The organism is Thiobacillus sp. 65-1402, from assembly GCF_001897685.1.
GTDB lineage: Bacteria > Pseudomonadota > Gammaproteobacteria > Burkholderiales > Thiobacillaceae > Thiobacillus.
Genome location: NZ_MKUG01000192.1, coordinates 1 through 14,802 on the forward strand (window position 1 = coordinate 1; position 14,802 = coordinate 14,802).

At 66.2% G+C, this 14,802-nt stretch carries 18 protein-coding genes and 1 tRNA gene; 16 read left to right on the forward strand and 3 right to left on the reverse strand.

Annotation, left to right across the window (positions count from 1 at the left end; all coding sequences use genetic code 11):
• Window positions 1-178 precede the first annotated feature (178 nt).
• Entirely contained in the window at window positions 179-1,483 is a 1,305-nt protein-coding gene (locus BGO62_RS13955; RefSeq protein ID WP_296643571.1) for an NAD(P)/FAD-dependent oxidoreductase, read from the forward strand.
• A gap of 117 nt (window positions 1,484-1,600) precedes the next feature.
• On the opposite strand, the gene BGO62_RS13960 is transcribed toward BGO62_RS13955, so the two are convergent.
• On the reverse strand, window positions 1,601-2,605 hold the full coding sequence (locus BGO62_RS13960; RefSeq protein ID WP_296643573.1) for an ROK family protein: 1,005 nt from the start codon (window positions 2,603-2,605) through the stop codon (window positions 1,601-1,603).
• A gap of 41 nt (window positions 2,606-2,646) precedes the next feature.
• On the opposite strand from BGO62_RS13960, the gene BGO62_RS13965 reads away from it, so the two are divergent.
• The 15 genes from BGO62_RS13965 to BGO62_RS14035 all read left to right on the forward strand — a co-directional run bounded on the left by BGO62_RS13965 (window position 2,647) and on the right by BGO62_RS14035 (window position 14,016).
• The gene (locus BGO62_RS13965; protein ID WP_296643575.1) at window positions 2,647-3,378 is read left to right on the forward strand and encodes a YebC/PmpR family DNA-binding transcriptional regulator; all 732 of its coding nucleotides are present in this window, start codon (window positions 2,647-2,649) and stop codon (window positions 3,376-3,378) included.
• 9 nt (window positions 3,379-3,387) lie between these two features.
• Window positions 3,388-3,903, forward strand: coding sequence for a crossover junction endodeoxyribonuclease RuvC (ruvC, locus tag BGO62_RS13970; protein WP_296643576.1), 516 nt, complete (start codon window positions 3,388-3,390; stop codon window positions 3,901-3,903).
• A 13-nt stretch (window positions 3,904-3,916) separates the two neighbouring features.
• A complete protein-coding gene (ruvA, locus tag BGO62_RS13975) occupies window positions 3,917-4,492 on the forward strand; it encodes a Holliday junction branch migration protein RuvA (RefSeq protein WP_296643578.1) in 576 nt (191 codons plus the stop codon).
• 2 nt (window positions 4,493-4,494) lie between these two features.
• Window positions 4,495-5,994 carry a diguanylate cyclase gene (locus BGO62_RS13980; RefSeq protein WP_296643580.1) on the forward strand — a complete coding sequence of 500 codons (1,500 nt, stop codon included), beginning with the start codon at window positions 4,495-4,497 and terminating at the stop codon, window positions 5,992-5,994.
• Window positions 5,995-6,029: 35 nt separating this feature from the next.
• Window positions 6,030-7,061, forward strand: a complete 1,032-nt coding sequence (ruvB, locus tag BGO62_RS13985) for a Holliday junction branch migration DNA helicase RuvB (protein WP_296643582.1) — start codon at window positions 6,030-6,032, stop codon at window positions 7,059-7,061.
• Window positions 7,058-7,465 carry a tol-pal system-associated acyl-CoA thioesterase gene (ybgC, locus tag BGO62_RS13990; protein WP_296643584.1) on the forward strand — a complete coding sequence of 136 codons (408 nt, stop codon included), beginning with the start codon at window positions 7,058-7,060 and terminating at the stop codon, window positions 7,463-7,465. The genes ruvB and ybgC overlap by 4 nt, the downstream gene beginning before the upstream one ends.
• Entirely contained in the window at window positions 7,462-8,154 is a 693-nt protein-coding gene (tolQ, locus tag BGO62_RS13995; RefSeq protein WP_296643585.1) for a protein TolQ, read from the forward strand. Before ybgC ends, tolQ begins: the two co-directional genes overlap by 4 nt.
• A 3-nt stretch (window positions 8,155-8,157) precedes the next feature.
• A complete protein-coding gene (gene tolR, locus BGO62_RS14000; protein ID WP_296643587.1) occupies window positions 8,158-8,568 on the forward strand; it encodes a protein TolR in 411 nt (136 codons plus the stop codon).
• Complete coding sequence (locus tag BGO62_RS14005; protein WP_296643589.1) at window positions 8,565-9,443, forward strand: cell envelope integrity protein TolA; 879 nt, start codon at window positions 8,565-8,567, stop codon at window positions 9,441-9,443. Before tolR ends, BGO62_RS14005 begins: the two co-directional genes overlap by 4 nt.
• Window positions 9,444-9,556: 113 nt before the next feature.
• Window positions 9,557-10,831 (forward strand): Tol-Pal system beta propeller repeat protein TolB, encoded by a 1,275-nt coding sequence (gene tolB, locus BGO62_RS14010; protein WP_296643591.1) that lies wholly within the window; start codon window positions 9,557-9,559, stop codon window positions 10,829-10,831.
• Between the two features lie 93 nt (window positions 10,832-10,924).
• On the forward strand, window positions 10,925-11,512 hold the full coding sequence (gene pal, locus BGO62_RS14015) for a peptidoglycan-associated lipoprotein Pal (RefSeq protein WP_296643593.1): 588 nt from the start codon (window positions 10,925-10,927) through the stop codon (window positions 11,510-11,512).
• 9 nt (window positions 11,513-11,521) lie between these two features.
• Complete coding sequence (gene ybgF, locus BGO62_RS14020) at window positions 11,522-12,304, forward strand: tol-pal system protein YbgF (RefSeq protein WP_296643594.1); 783 nt, start codon at window positions 11,522-11,524, stop codon at window positions 12,302-12,304.
• A 168-nt stretch (window positions 12,305-12,472) separates the two neighbouring features.
• Window positions 12,473-13,090, forward strand: coding sequence for a 7-carboxy-7-deazaguanine synthase QueE (gene queE / locus BGO62_RS14025; RefSeq protein WP_296643596.1), 618 nt, complete (start codon window positions 12,473-12,475; stop codon window positions 13,088-13,090).
• Window positions 13,087-13,776, forward strand: coding sequence for a 7-cyano-7-deazaguanine synthase QueC (gene queC / locus BGO62_RS14030; RefSeq protein WP_296643598.1), 690 nt, complete (start codon window positions 13,087-13,089; stop codon window positions 13,774-13,776). The genes queE and queC overlap by 4 nt, the downstream gene beginning before the upstream one ends.
• Window positions 13,777-13,940: 164 nt before the next feature.
• Window positions 13,941-14,016: transfer RNA gene (locus BGO62_RS14035), tRNA-Lys, on the forward strand.
• Window positions 14,017-14,095: 79 nt separating this feature from the next.
• Here the strand turns inward: BGO62_RS14035 and BGO62_RS14040 are convergent.
• Together BGO62_RS14040 and BGO62_RS14045 are read right to left on the reverse strand one after the other, a co-directional pair.
• The gene (locus BGO62_RS14040) at window positions 14,096-14,431 is read right to left on the reverse strand and encodes a type II toxin-antitoxin system RelE/ParE family toxin (protein WP_296643601.1); all 336 of its coding nucleotides are present in this window, start codon (window positions 14,429-14,431) and stop codon (window positions 14,096-14,098) included.
• Window positions 14,428-14,700: a type II toxin-antitoxin system Phd/YefM family antitoxin gene (locus tag BGO62_RS14045; RefSeq protein WP_296643604.1), complete on the reverse strand. Its 273-nt coding sequence runs from the start codon at window positions 14,698-14,700 to the stop codon at window positions 14,428-14,430. The genes BGO62_RS14040 and BGO62_RS14045 overlap by 4 nt, the downstream gene beginning before the upstream one ends.
• Window positions 14,701-14,802 lie beyond the last annotated feature (102 nt).

Below are 14,802 nucleotides of genomic sequence, written 5' to 3' on the forward strand. Positions count from 1 at the left end.
CGTTCCTGGCGATGAGCAGCGCTTCGGTCATGGTGCGGGTTCCTGATTCGTTGATGCAGGAATTTTAGCGAGTTCGGCGGCGCCCCGTGTCAAGCAATGTATAGAAGCGGTCGCTAATATCCCGGGTATCATCGCGGCATGATGAAAACAGGGGGAAACCGTGGCAACTGAGCAGCGAATGCATGAAATCGTCATTGTGGGCGGCGGTGCGGGCGGGCTGGAACTGGCCACCCGGCTGGGTGACAGGCTGGGCAGGAAGAAACGCGCAAACATCACGCTGATCGATGCCTCGCCTTCGCATCTGTGGAAGCCGCTGCTGTACGAAGTCGCCGCGGGCAGCCTCGATTCCTACGCCGAACGGCTGGAATATCTGGCGCAGGGCCACTGGCATGGCTTCACCTTCCGCCTCGGCCGCATGGACGGGCTCGACCGCTCGCGGCAGGAAGTCAGCGTCGCCCCCACCTGCGACGATGACGGCGTCGAGATCATTCCGCGCCGCAGCTTCCGCTACGACACCCTGATCATCGCGGTCGGCTCGGTCGGCAACGACTTCGGCGTGCCGGGCGTGAAGGAGCACTGCATCATGCTCGATACCCCCGAGCAGGCGCGCGAATTCCATCGCCGCCATATCAACGCCTGCCTGCGCGCCAACACCCAGGCCGAGGCGGTCGCACCCGGCCAGCTCACCGTCGGCATCGTCGGCGCCGGCGCCACCGGCGTCGAGCTCGCCGCCGAACTGCACGACACCACGCGCGAGCTGTCGGCCTACGGAATGGACAACATCGAGCCTGACAAGAGTTTGAAGCTGCTCCTCGTCGAAGCCTCCGACCGCATCCTGCCGGGGCTGCCGCCGCGCCTGTCGAATGCGGCCGCCGAACGCCTGGCCGAACTGGGGGTGGAAATGCACACCCGCGAGCGTATCGTCGAAGTGCGCGCCGACGGCATGCTGACCGCCGATGGCAAGTTCATCCCTGCCAGCATGATGGTGTGGTCGGCCGGCATCAAGGCGCCGGACTTCCTGCACGACATCGACGGCCTGGAAACCAACCGCATCAACCAGCTGGTGGTGCGCCCCACCTTGCAGACCACGCGCGACGACAACATCTTCGCCTTCGGCGACTGCGCCGCCTGTGTGATGCCGGACGGCAAGGGCTTTGTGCCGCCGCGCGCGCAGGCGGCGCACCAGCAGGCGTCGATGCTGGTGAAGTCGGTGTGCCGCCGCCTGCGCGGCAGGCCCCTGCCCGAATATGTCTACCGCGACTACGGTTCGCTGGTCGCGCTGGGCCGCTTTTCCACCATCGGCAACCTGATGGGCGGGCTCACCGGCGGCAGCATCATGATCGAAGGCGCGATGGCGCGGCTGGTGTACTGGTCGCTGCACAAGATGCACCAGATCGCGCTGCACGGCTGGGTCAAGACCTCGCTCACCACCTACGCCCATTTCATCAGCACGCCGACGCGGGCGCGCATCAAGCTGCACTAGGGCGCGCTACACAATCTGGTCACTCCACCCGCAAGGGGTGGGCCGTGGTTGTCCCCGTAAAGGGGAGGCCATGGTTGTATAGCCGCTGAAGCGTCAACAACCACGCGCTAAAGCCGATCAATCGGCAACAACCACGCTCCACAGCCACGCCGCGCCGCGCACCCCGCTGGAGTCGCCGTGCTGCGGCGGCACCAGCTTCGTGTCGACGCGGTCGGAAAACACGTAGCGCGGCCACAGCCGCGGCACGCTGTCGTACAGCCGGGCGATGTTGGACAAGCCGCCGCCGAGCACGATGACGTCGGGGTCGATGAGGTTGATGACCCCGGCGAGCGCGCGCGCCAGCCGTTCCTCGTAGCGCGCCAGCGTTGCGCTGCACGGGCCGTAGCCGGCGTTCGCCAGCTGCACGATTTCGTGCGCGGGCAACTCCTCGCCGCCGTAGCGCACGTGGTCGGCGGCGAAGCCGGGGCCGGACAGCCAGGTTTCGATGCAGCCTTTCTTGCCGCAGTAGCAGGCCGGCGCGGCATCGAGCTCGCGCAGGTTCGGCCACGGGTGCAGGATGGCCTCGCCGGTGGCGGGGTGCTGCCCGGTGGAGGCGCGGTCAGCCTGGGCGTGGGCGAACTGGAAGTAGGGCAGCGGCGAATGGCCCCATTCGCCGGCGATGGCGTTGGCGCCCTTGAGCAGCTGGCCGCGCACGACTACGCCGCCGCCGACGCCGGTGCCGAGGATCACGCCGAAGACAATGTCCGTCCCGGCGGCCGCGCCGTCGACGGCTTCGGACAAGGCGAAGCAGTCGGCGTCGTTGGCGAGCCGCACGTTTCGGTTCAGCGCGCGTTCGAGGTCCTGCTGCAACGGCCGCCCGTTGAGGCAGGTCGAATTGCAGTTCTTCATCAGGCCGCTCGCGGGCGAGATGGCGCCGGGGGTGCCGACGCCGATGCTGCCGCTCTGCCCGAGATCGAATTCGGCCGCGTGCACCAGCGCGGCGACCGCAGCCACCGTGGCGAGATAGTCGTTCTGCGGGGTCGGCACGCGGCGGCGCAAGATTTCCCGTCCGCCGGCGTCGAGCGCGATCAGTTCGATTTTGGTGCCGCCGAGGTCGACGCCGAAACGTAGAGGGGGAGCCACGGTGTAAAATCTCCGGCTATTCAAATTGCGTTGGAATCGACATGGCAGGACATTCGAAGTGGGCCAACATCCAGCACCGCAAGGGGCGCCAGGATGCCAAGCGCGGCAAAATCTTCACCAAGCTTATCAAGGAAATCACCGTGGCCGCCAAAATGGGCGGCGGCGATCCCGCGATGAACCCGCGTCTGCGGCTGGCGATCGAAAAGGGCAAGGCCGAGTCGCTGCCGAAGGACAACATCGAGAATGCGATCAAGCGCGGCACCGGCCAGCTTGAGGGCGTCAACTACGAGGAAGCGCGCTACGAGGGCTACGGCATCGGTGGCGTCGCGGTGATGGTCGACTGCCTCACCGACAATAAGACGCGCACCGTCGCCGACGTGCGCCACGCCTTCGTCAAGTACGGCGGCAACATGGGCACCGACGGCTGCGTGGCGTTCCAGTTCAAGCACTGCGGGCAGATCATCCTGGAGCCGGGCGCCAGCGAGGAAGCGGTGATGGACGCCGCGCTGGAGGCCGGCGCCGACGACGTCATCCCCAACGAGGACGGCTCGATCGAGGTGCTCACTTCGCCCGACCCCAAGGCCTTCGAGGCGGTGAAGGAGGCGCTGGAGAAGGCCGGCTTCAAGCCGGCGGTGGCCGAGATCACCATGCGCCCCGAAGCCGAGACCGAACTCGCGGGCGACGACGCGGTGAAGATGCAGAAAATTCTCGACGCGCTGGAGTCGCTCGACGACGTGCAGGATGTCTACACCAACGCCGTGCTGCCCGAGTAACTGATCCTCTTGCGCATCCTCGGCATCGACCCCGGTCTGCGCCTCACCGGCTTCGGCGTGATCGAGCAGAGCGGCCAGAAGCTGGCCTACGTCGCCAGCGGCGTCATCAAGAGCGGCGAGGGCGAACTGCCGACGCGGCTCGGCGTGCTGTTCGCGGGCCTGAACGAGGTGATCGCCACCTACCGGCCCGATGCCTGCGCGGTGGAAATCGTCTTCGTCAACGTCAATCCGCAATCCACCCTGCTGCTCGGCCAGGCGCGCGGCGCGGCGGTCTGCGCGGCGGTGTCGAACGAACTGACGGTTTCCGAATACACCGCGCTGCAGATCAAGCAGGCGGTGGTGGGCCACGGCAAGGCGGCCAAGGAGCAGGTGCAGGAAATGGTCAAGCGCCTGCTGGGCCTGCCCGTTGCGCCGAAGGCCGACGCCGCCGACGCGCTCGCCTGCGCCATCGCCCATGCGCACGGCAGCCGCCTCGGCACGCACTCCACCGCGGGCTATCGCGTCAAGGGCGGGCGCCTGGTATGAACAAGGATTTCACATGATAGGCAGAATCACCGGCACCCTCGCCGCCAAGCATCCGCCGCAAGTCCTGGTGGATTGCAACGGCGTCGGCTACGAAATCGACGTGCCGATGAGCACCTTCTACAACCTGCCCGCGCTGGGCGAAAAGATCAGCCTGCTGACCCACCTGGCGATCCGCGAGGATGCGCACCTGCTGTACGGCTTCGGCAGCGAGATCGAGCGCGCGGCGTTTCGCGAACTGCTGAAGGTCTCCGGCATCGGCGCCAAGACGGCACTTTCGGTGCTGTCCGGGCTGTCGGTCAACGACTTGTCGGCGGCGATTGCGGCGCAGGAAATCGGCCGCCTCGTCAAGGTTCCCGGCATCGGCAAGAAAACCGCCGAGCGCCTGCTGCTCGAACTCAAGGGCAAGCCGGTGTTCGCCGGCGCGATTGCCGGCGCGGCGCCCGCCGGCATGTCGGACGACGTGCGCCAGGCCTTGCTGGCGCTGGGCTACAACGACCGCGAGACCGCCGAAGCCTTGCGCCAGCTGCCGTCCGATCTGCCGGTGGGCGAGGCGATCCGGCAGGCGCTGCGCGCCTTGTCGCGCGCCTGAACATGGCGCTCAACACCGGTTCCGCACTGGTGTCGCTGCGCAAGCGTTTCATCTGGCTGCTGACGGGCGTGGTCGGTTTGTTTGCAGCCGGCATGGCGCTGAGCCTGCTGTTCAGCCTGCGCACCAACAATGCCGCCGAACTGCATCTGTTGAAGGTGGAGGCCGCGCAGGCCCGCACCAGCGTGATGCGGCGGTGGAATTATTACCGCGAGGTGGTCGACCATCTGGCAAGCGATCCGCAACTGCTCGATCTGATGCTGGTCGGATCGACCGAAGACAAGCAGCAATGGGCGATGTCGCGGCAGCGCCTGCTGCCCAACATCCTGGGGCTGGCGATCGTGAGCCCGCAGGGCGAGGTCTATGGCGATACCAGCCTGCTGCGCGTGGGACCGAGCTGCCAGCGCGACCTGCTTCAGCGCGGCCTGAGCGTGCAGAATCAAGTGCTGATCCATCGCGACGTGCCCGGGCTGGAGCATGTCGATCTGAGCGCATCGGTGCGCGAGGCGGGCGGCGAGGTGCTGGGCCAGGTGTTCTTGAGCGTGCGGCTGGCGCAACTGCAGCGCATCGTCGACGACTCCACCCAGCCCGGCCATGCCATCGCCCTCATCGATGCGGCCGGCGAGCCGGTGGTCAGCAGCGGCAGCCTGCAGGGGGCGGTGCGCGAGATCAGCGTGGCGTTGCCGGCGATGGGCTGGACGCTGCGGGTGCAGTCCCCGGTGCAGCGGATCACGCACAACGGCCGTTTGCAGATATTGGCGGGAGTGCTGACCCTGGTGGCCGTTCTGCTGTTGCTGGTCGTGGTGGTGATGCGATTGCGGCGCCCGGTGCTGCAGGACATCGACGCCGCGATGGAGGCGCTCGCGTGCCTGACCCGCAACGAGTCGGCGCCGCCCATCGTGACGCGCTATGTCGAATTCGCCCCTGCAGCCGCGAACATCAACCGCATCGCGCAGCAACTGCACGATCAGCGCGAACAGCTGGCCAGGCTAAGCCTGACCGACCCGCTTACCGGATTGCCCAACCGGCGCGCCTTCGAGAACCGGTTTCCGCAGATGCTCGGCCTGGCGGAGCGCGGCAATCCCATTGCGCTGGTTTTGCTGGACGTCGATCATTTCAAGTCGATCAACGACCGGTTCGGCCACGGCGCGGGCGACCGGGCGCTGATTGCATTGGCGGATTCGCTCAAGGCCCTCACGCGCAGTTCCGACATGGCCGCCCGCCTGGCCGGGGACGAGTTTGCGGTATTGCTGTCCGGGCTGGACGACGACGGCGTGCTCGCCTGGTACCGGCGCCTGGCCGGCCAGCTCCAAAGCGAACTGCTCGCCGCGGATCTGGAAGGGGACAGCACGGTCAGCGCAGGCCAGACCTGGCTGCGGGATACGGCAGGCGACAACATCGAGCAGGCGCTCGCGCGCGCGGATCGCGCGCTTTACCGGGCCAAGGCGCTGGGCCGGGGCCAATTGGCCTTCTCTTCCTCGGTGAGCGCAAAAGACGCAGGGTAGAATCGGCGCATGTCTGCAGAAACCCGTCCGGCGCCATGATCGAAACCGACCGCCTCATCGCCCCCGCCGCCGCCAGCCCGCAGGAAGAGCAGGTCGAGCGCGCGCTGCGGCCGCGCACCCTGGCCGAATACGTCGGCCAGGCGAAGGCGCGCGAGCAGCTCGAAATCTTCATCCATGCCGCGAGGAAGCGCAGCGAGGCGCTCGACCACGTGCTGCTGTTCGGCCCGCCGGGGCTGGGCAAGACCACGCTGGCGCACATCATCGCGCGCGAGATGGGCGTCAACCTGCGCCAGACCTCCGGCCCGGTGCTGGAACGCGCCGGCGACCTGGCGGCCTTGCTGACCAATCTGGAGCCGCACGACGTGCTGTTCATCGACGAGATCCACCGTCTTAGCCCGGTAGTCGAGGAGGTGCTGTATCCCGCGCTGGAGGACTTCCAGATCGACATCATGATCGGCGAAGGCCCGGCGGCGCGCTCGGTCAAGCTCGACCTGCCGCCGTTCACCCTGGTCGGCGCGACCACCCGCGCAGGCATGCTCACCAACCCGCTGCGCGACCGCTTCGGCATCGTCGCGCGGCTGGAATTCTATTCGGCGGAGGAACTCGGCTTCATCGTGCATCGCTCGGCCGGCCTGTTGCAGATGAACCTGGAAGAAGCCGGCGCGCTGGAAATCGCCCGCCGTTCGCGCGGCACCCCGCGCATTGCCAACCGCCTACTGCGGCGGGTGCGCGACTACGCGGAAGTGAAAGCGGGCGGGCAGGCCAGCGGCGCGGTGGCCGACGCGGCGCTGGCGATGCTCGACGTCGACCGCGCCGGGCTCGACGTGATGGACAGGAAGCTCTTGTCGGCGGTGGTCGAGAAGTTCATGGGCGGCCCGGTCGGGCTGGACAACCTCGCCGCTGCCATCGGCGAGGAGCGCGATACCATCGAGGACGTGCTCGAACCCTATCTCATCCAGCAGGGCTACCTGCAGCGCACCCCGCGCGGACGCATCGCGACGCCGCTGGCGTATCGCCATCTCGGGCTTGCCGCGCCCGCCGGCGAGGCTGGCGCGGACCTGTTTTGAACGCTGCGTTCCACTGGCCGGTGCGCGTGTACTGGGAGGACACCGACGCCGGCGGCGTCGTGTATTACGCCAACTACCTCAAGTTCATGGAACGTGCACGCTCGGAATGGCTGCGCGCGCAGGGGTTCGAGCAGGACGTGCTGCGCGACGAGGCGGGGGTTGTGTTCGTGGTGCGGCGGGTGGAAATCGATTATCTGTCGCCGGCGCGTTTCAACGACCGGCTCGATGTCTCGGTCGTCCGGCATGAAATCGGGCGCGCCAGCCTCAGCGTGCGGCAGGAACTTCTGCGCGGTCCCACCCGTCTCGCAGAGGCCGTCGTGACGCTCGCCTGCGTCGATGCGGTGCGCTTCAAAGCCGTTAAAATACCTGCGCCCTTACTTCAAGCCCTGACCTACGCGACGTGAATCCCGAACTCAGCCAAGACCTCTCCCTGCTGCATCTCATTCTGCACGCTTCGCTGCCGGTGCAGATCGTCATGGCGCTGCTGCTGGGGGCATCGCTGATGTCCTGGTGGTTCATCTTCATCAAGCTGTTCGCGCTGAAGCGCGCCCTGCGCGTGACCGACCGTTTCGAGCGCGAATTCTGGGGCGGCGGCGACATCAACGCCATGTACCAGCGGGTGGCCGCCGAGCGCGAGGATGCAGGCGAAATGGAGCGCATCTTCGAGGCCGGTTTCCGCGAATTCATGAAGCTGCGGCGGCAGACCGGCCTGTCGCTCAACGTCATCATCGACGGCACCCGCCGCGCCATGCGCGCGACTTACCAGCGCGAACTCGACGGCCTGGAGTCGCACCTGTCGTTTCTCGCCACCGTCGGCTCGGTGTCGCCCTACGTTGGCCTGTTCGGCACCGTGTGGGGCATCATGCTGGCATTCCAGGGACTCGCCACGGTCGCGCAGGCGACGCTGGCGCAGGTCGCGCCCGGCATCGCCGAAGCCCTGATCGCCACCGCGATGGGCCTGTTCGCCGCGATTCCCGCGGTGGTCGGCTACAACCGCTACACCCACGACATCGACCGCCTGGCCAACCGCATGGAGAGCTTCATGGAGGAGTTTTCCAACATCCTGCAGCGGCAGGCGACCAAGCCGGCCTGATCCATGGCGCGGACCCGCAAACAGGTCGCCCAGATCAACGTCGTGCCGATGATCGACGTGATGCTGGTGCTGCTCGTCATCTTCATGGTGACGGCGCCCTTCATCAACCCCGGCCAGGTCGATCTGCCGAGCGTCGGCAAGACGGCGCAGCCGCCGGCGCAGCCGCTGGAAATCCTCATCAAGGAGTCGGGCGAGTACCGGCTGCGCAATCGCGCGACCGGCGGCGCCGAACGGGTGGTGGCGAAGGCGGCGCTGGCGGACGAAATCGCTGCGCTGCATCGCGCCTTGCCGGATCAGCCGGTGGTCATCGCGGCGGACAAGAATGTCCGCTATGAGGAAGTGATGAATACGATGACGCTCTTGCAGCAGGCGCAGATCACCCGCATCGGACTGCTTGCCCGTCCGGTCCCATGAACCTTCCGGCGGACGCGCCTTTCGTCTCCCGCCCAGCCCCCCGCCTTGCGGCCGGCGTGCTGGCGCTGGGGGTGCACGCGGTCTTTGTGCTGCTGCTGGTGTTCGGCGTGTCATGGCAGACCCAGCGCCCCGCGCCGGTGATGGTCGATTTGTGGGAAACCCTGCCCAAGGCAGCGCCGCCTGCCGCGCTCAAGCCCCCCGAGCCGCCGCCTCCGCCACAGGTGAAAACGCCCGCGCCGGCCAAAGTCGCGCCCGCACCCAAAGCGGCGGCGGACGAACCGCCGCCGCCCAGGGCGCCCGACATTGCGCTGGAAAAAAAGAAAGCCGAGGTCGAGCGCCTGCAAAGATTGAAAGCCATCCAGGCAGAGGAAGAGAAAGCCCGGGCCGAGGCCGCGCGCGTGGAGGCCGAGGCTGCCAGGAAGGCGCACGAAAAACAGCTGGCCGAACAGAAAAAACGTGAGCTGCTGCGCCAGATGGAGGAAGAGGATTTGATGCGGCGGATGGCGGACGAGGAGGCGGCCAGCGAGGCGCTGGCCATGAGGCAGGCTGAGGCGCGCGCCGCCGCCGGCAAGCGGCAGGCCGAGGTGGCGCGCGTCGTGGGGCAGCACCGCGACCAGATCAGCGCCAAGGTGCGCGGCAATACCCGTCTGCCCGACAACCTGAAAGGCAACCCCGAAGTGCGCTGCGCGGTGAGGCTGCTGCCCACCGGTGAAGTGCAGAGCGTACGGGTGACGCAGAGCAGCGGGAATGCGGCGTACGACGAGGCGGTGGTGCGCGCCATCGTGAAATCCTCCCCCCTGCCGTTGCCTGCCGATCGCGACGCGCGCGCCGCATTCGTGCCGGAACTTTCTTTCGTCCATCGCCCCAAAGAGTGAGCCGGAGGTGTCCGGCGCAAGGCCGCAGGCGGTGCGCAGCAAAAAACCCGGCATGCGGCCTATGCTAAACTGGCCTACCCTATCAAGTGCTTTCGATCGAGATTCCCGTCCCCATGTTGCGTGCTGTTTTACTGCTGCCCCTGTTGTGTTTTGCCTTGCTGGGCGCATCGTTTTCTGCGCGAGCGGCAATGGAGATCCAGGTGATCGGCGGTGCGGCCAACAAGATTGCGGTGGCAATGGTGCCGTTCAAGGCCGCGCCGGGCCAGCCTGTCCCCGCGCTGACCCAGATTGCGGGGGACGACCTCGACCGCAGCGGCCAATTCAGGCTGGTGGATGTCGGCGGGATGCCGCAGCCGGCCGAGTCCGCGCAAATCAACTACGGTGCCTGGCGTAGCAAGGGGGCGGACGCCATGGTGGTCGGCCAGGTGGCCGCATTGCCCGGGGGCCGATTCGAAATCCGGTTTCGACTACTCGACGTGCTCAAGCAGACGCAGCTGGCAGGCTACAGCTACACCATTTCGGCGGCGCAATGGCGCGCGACGGCGCACCAGATTGCCAATATCGTGTACGAAAGGCTGACCGGCATCCCGGGCGCATTCGGCAGCCGCATCGCTTATGTGCAGAAGCAGGGCAAGTCCTTCGAGCTGCGCGTGGCCGATGCCGACGGACAAAACCCGCGCACCGTCGTGCGCTCCGTCGAGCCGCTGATTTCGCCGATGTTCTCACCCGACGGCACCCGCCTGGCGTACGTGTCGTTCGAAGACAAAAAGCCCATTGTGTATGTGCAGTCCTTGCAGGATGGCGCTCGCCGCAAGCTTGCGGCATTCAAGGGATCCAATTCGGCGCCGGCCTGGTCGCCCGACGGCAGGCGTCTGGCCGTGGTGCTGACGCGCGACGAGGCGTCGCAGATCTATCTGATCAACGCCGACGGCAGCGGGCTCGTCCGGCTGACCCAGGGCGGGAACATCGATACCGAGCCGGTGTTTTCGCCGGATGGACAAACCGTGTATTTCACCTCGGATCGCGGCGGCAGCGCGCAAATTTATCGGGTGGCGGCCAGCGGCGGCGAGCCCAAGCGCGTGACCTTCAACGGCAGCTACAATGTTTCCCCCGCGATCAGCCCGGATGGGCGGCACCTCGCCTACATCGGCCGCGAGGGGGGGCGGTTCAGCGTGGTGCTGCATGAAGTGGCCTCCGGGCAGACCCGCGTGCTAACCGATACCGTGCGCGACGAATCGCCCAGCTTTGCGCCCAACGGCCAGGCCGTCCTGTATGCCACCGTAGAGGGCGGACGCGGGATACTCGGCACGGTGAGCCTGGATGGCAAAACGCGTGCGCGCCTGTCCGAACCGGGCGTCGATGCCCGCGAGCCGGCCTGGGGGCCATAAGGGTGCATTTTGTTTCGAGGCGGGAGACGCCGCAGGGGTGCAGGCCCGTGCCGCTCGCGCCAGACCGTTTTCATTAATAGGGAGGAGCGACTGATGAACAAGATTTTCTGGCCCGTTCTGCTGGCATTGACCCTGTCCGCGTGCGGCACCACCGGCGGCACGCAAGCCACCGTTGAAGACCGCACCGGCGGCAAAACCGGCGCTGCCGGTGCGGGGCAGGCCGGCGGCAGCGGCAAGGCCGCCGGCACCGAAACCGTTGCGCTGGGTGGCGCGGGCGTGGCAGGCAGCTCGCTGGACGGCAGCGGCAGCTATGCCGGCGACCCGCGCAAGAACCCGGCCAGCCCGCTGTCCACCCGCAGCATATTTTTCGATTACGACAGCTTCGTGGTGAAGGACGAATACCGTCCGGTGCTCGAAGCGCATGCGGGCTATCTGCTGTCCAAGCGCGATGCGCGCGTGATTCTGCAGGGCAATGCCGACGAACGCGGCAGCCGCGAATACAACCTGGCGCTGGGGCAAAAGCGCGCCGAAGCGGTGCGCAAGGCGCTGGCCGTGCTGGGCGTGGGCGAAGCGCAGCTGGAAGCGGTCAGCTTCGGCGAGGAAAAGCCGCGCAACGAAGCCAGCACCGAGGAAGCGTACGCCGAGAACCGCCGCACCGATGTGGTGTACGCCGACGAGTAAGCGGTTTTGATGCGCTACGCTTTGATTCTCGCTTCCGTGTTCGCGCTGGCCCAGCCCGCGCGGGCGGACACCGCCGAGCTTGCCCGCCAGGTGCAGGCGCTCGATACCCGCCTCGGCAAGCTGGAGGGGGCGATGCTGCAAAACCAGCAATTGCTGGGCCTGCTGACGGAAGTCGAAGCGCTCAAGGCCGAAATCGCCCGGCTGCGTGGCCAGGCGGAAGTCCAGGTGCACCAGCTGGACACGCTGGGCAAGCGGCAGAACGATCTGTATGTCGACCTCGACCAGCGCCTGACGGATCTTGCCAAGGCAGCCAGGCCTGCGCCGGTTGCCGCTGCGGTTCAGCCCGCTGCGCCCCCCAGCGCGCCTGCCGCCGCACCCGCGCCTGCGGTTGCCGCTGCAGCCACGCCAGCGGACCCGCAGCTTGAGTCGCGCAGCTATGAAGCGGCGCTCGGCCATTTCCGCGAAGCCAACTACGCGGGCGCCATTGCCGGATTCAAGGGCTTTCTCAAGGCCTATCCCGACAGTGCGCTGGCCTCCAATGCGCAATATTGGATCGGCTATTCGTATTACGCCCTGAAGGATTACAAATCCGCGCTGGCCCACCAGCAGAAACTGGTGGCGGCCTATCCCGCCAGCGCCAAGGTGCCCGACGCGCAACTCAATATCGCCGCCAGCCAGATCGCGCTGGACAACATCGACGGAGCGCGCAAAACGCTCGAAGAGCTGGTGGCCAAATATCCCGGCACCAACGCGGCCAATATCGCCACCCGCCGGCTGGCCGCATTCAAGTAGGCTGGCGTGTCCGGACCCGTTACGCTCCACCCGCCAGAAACAGGCCGTGCTTGCCACCGCGAGCACCCTGCGGGGCATGAAGGGCCGGCCGAGCGGCAACATGAAGACGCTGAAGCCCATGTGGAGTCGTATGCCCCTGCAAGCACAAGCACGCTGCGCCTGACGGAGGTGTTTTTTTCCCTGCAGGGCGAAACCAGCCGCACGGGCTTGCCGACGGTGTTCATCCGTCTGTCTGGCTGCCCGCTGCGCTGCCGCTGGTGCGACACGCCTTACAGCTTCCAGGGTGGCGAAACCGTCGCCCTGGGCGCATTGCTGGCGCGGGTGGCGGAATACGGCGCGCCCACGGTGTGCGTCACCGGCGGCGAGCCGCTGGCGCAGAAAAACTGCCTGCCATTGCTGACCGCGCTGTGCGACGCCGGCTATTCGGTGTCGCTGGAAACCAGCGGCGTGCTCGATATCGGCAAGGTCGATCCGCGGGTGTCGCGCATCGTCGACATCAAGCCGCCGGCATCGGGCGAGGCGGCGCGCAACCGCTGGGAAAATATCGCCCATCTCACGCCGCACGACGAAATCAAGTTCGTCCTGGCCGACCGCGCCGACTACGAATGGGCGCGCGAGATCATTCAGGCCCGGAGCCTCGCGCGGGTTTGCCCGATCCTGTTTTCGCCGGTGCAGGGCGAACTGCCGCCGGCGCAGCTGGCCGACTGGATTTTGGCCGACAGGCTGCCGGTGCGGTTGCAGGTGCAGTTGCACAAGGTGCTGTGGGGCAACGCGCCAGGCAAATGAAACCCGCCGTCATCCTGCTTTCCGGCGGGCTGGACTCCGCCACCGTGCTCGCGATCGCGCGCGCAGCCGGCTACGCCTGCCACGCGCTGAGCCTGGACTACGGCCAGCGCCACAATGCCGAACTCGCCGCCGCGGCGCGGCTGGCCGCAAGCCTGGGGGCCGCCGGACACCGGGTGGTGCGGCTGGGGCTGGGGGATTTCGGCGGCTCGGCGCTGACCGATGCGGCCATTGCCGTGCCCGAAACGCCGACCGCGGGCATTCCGGTCACCTACGTGCCCGCGCGCAACACGGTGATGCTGGCGCTGGCGCTCGCCTGGGCCGAAGTCCTGGGCGCACGCGACATCTTCATCGGAGTCAATGCCGTCGATTATTCCGGCTACCCCGACTGCCGCCCCGAATTCATCGCCGCATTCGAACACATGGCCAACCTGGCGACCCGCGCCGGAATCGAAGGCGCGAAGCTTCGCATCCACGCGCCGCTGCAGCATCTGTCCAAGGCGCAGATCATCCAGCGCGGCGCCGCGCTTGGCGTCGACTACGCGCAGACAGTGAGCTGCTACCAGGCCGATGCCGACGGGCGTGCCTGCGGCGTGTGCGATGCCTGCCGCCTGCGGCGCCAGGGATTCGCACAGGCAGGGGTGCCCGATCCCACGCTGTATAAGAGCATCCCCGCGGATCCGGCCTGAGCGACCGGGCGTTCTGTCGGCGTATCCCGCCCGTGCGGCGCACGGCATGACGGGTGTTTCTTACAAAAAACCGTCATAAGGCTTTACCCGGCCGCGCAGCTTCAGATATAATTTCGCGCTTTCGCGGATGCGGCTTCTGCCATGCAGGTTCAGGCCAAATCCACGGGTCGGTAGCTCAGCCGGTAGAGCAGCGGACTTTTAATCCGTTGGTCGCGAGTTCGAATCTCGCCCGACCCACCAATTCAAAAAGCCACGGTTCGCCGTGGCTTTTTACTTTTCCACGCTATGGCGCAATTGCTTAGCGCTGGAGCCTGGGGAATCAGGTTTTGGCGATGCGTACAAGCCGTCTGGTGAGGTGCGACTTCATGTCTCTCCTCGTGTTGCACACAATGTGGATATAGACGATTTCCTGCCGCACTTCATAGATTATTCTGTTCATGCCCGCGATAACTTGACGGTATTGCGTGAGGTTAAGGCGATCGAGTTCTTCGGGAACGTTGCCGCCAAGCGGAAATGTCCCGATGGACTTTACAGCGTCTTTAATCTTTGCGTAGCTGACTTGCCAGGCGTCCTTGCCGAACTGCTTGACCATGTAGCCTTGAAGTTCCTTCAGGTCGAGTTCCGCCGACTTCAGGAACACGATTTGAAAGCTCATTGAGCGGCTTCCCTGTCGATGTCGGCGAACGCCTCATCGGCGGTGCGGAAATGCCCCTGTTCAATTTCACGGTTGCCCAAAGCCAGCAGCTTGAGCAGCGCCAGCGTCTCCTCCTGTTCCTCGTATGAGCGGACATCCATCACCACGAGTCTGGCTTCCCCGTTCTGGGTAATAAGCATGGGTTCCCGGCTTTCGGTGATATCCCGGATGATTTCAGCTGCGTGGCTTTTGAGATAACTGATGGGCTTGACTTGAGTTGAAAATTTCATGGTTTGGCTCCTGTCTGGACGAGCGCCGACAAGACCGATTATAGTCCGAATTAAGGTTGGAGCGGGATGTGGTGTCTGCCCCCATTTCTGCCAATTCAAGAA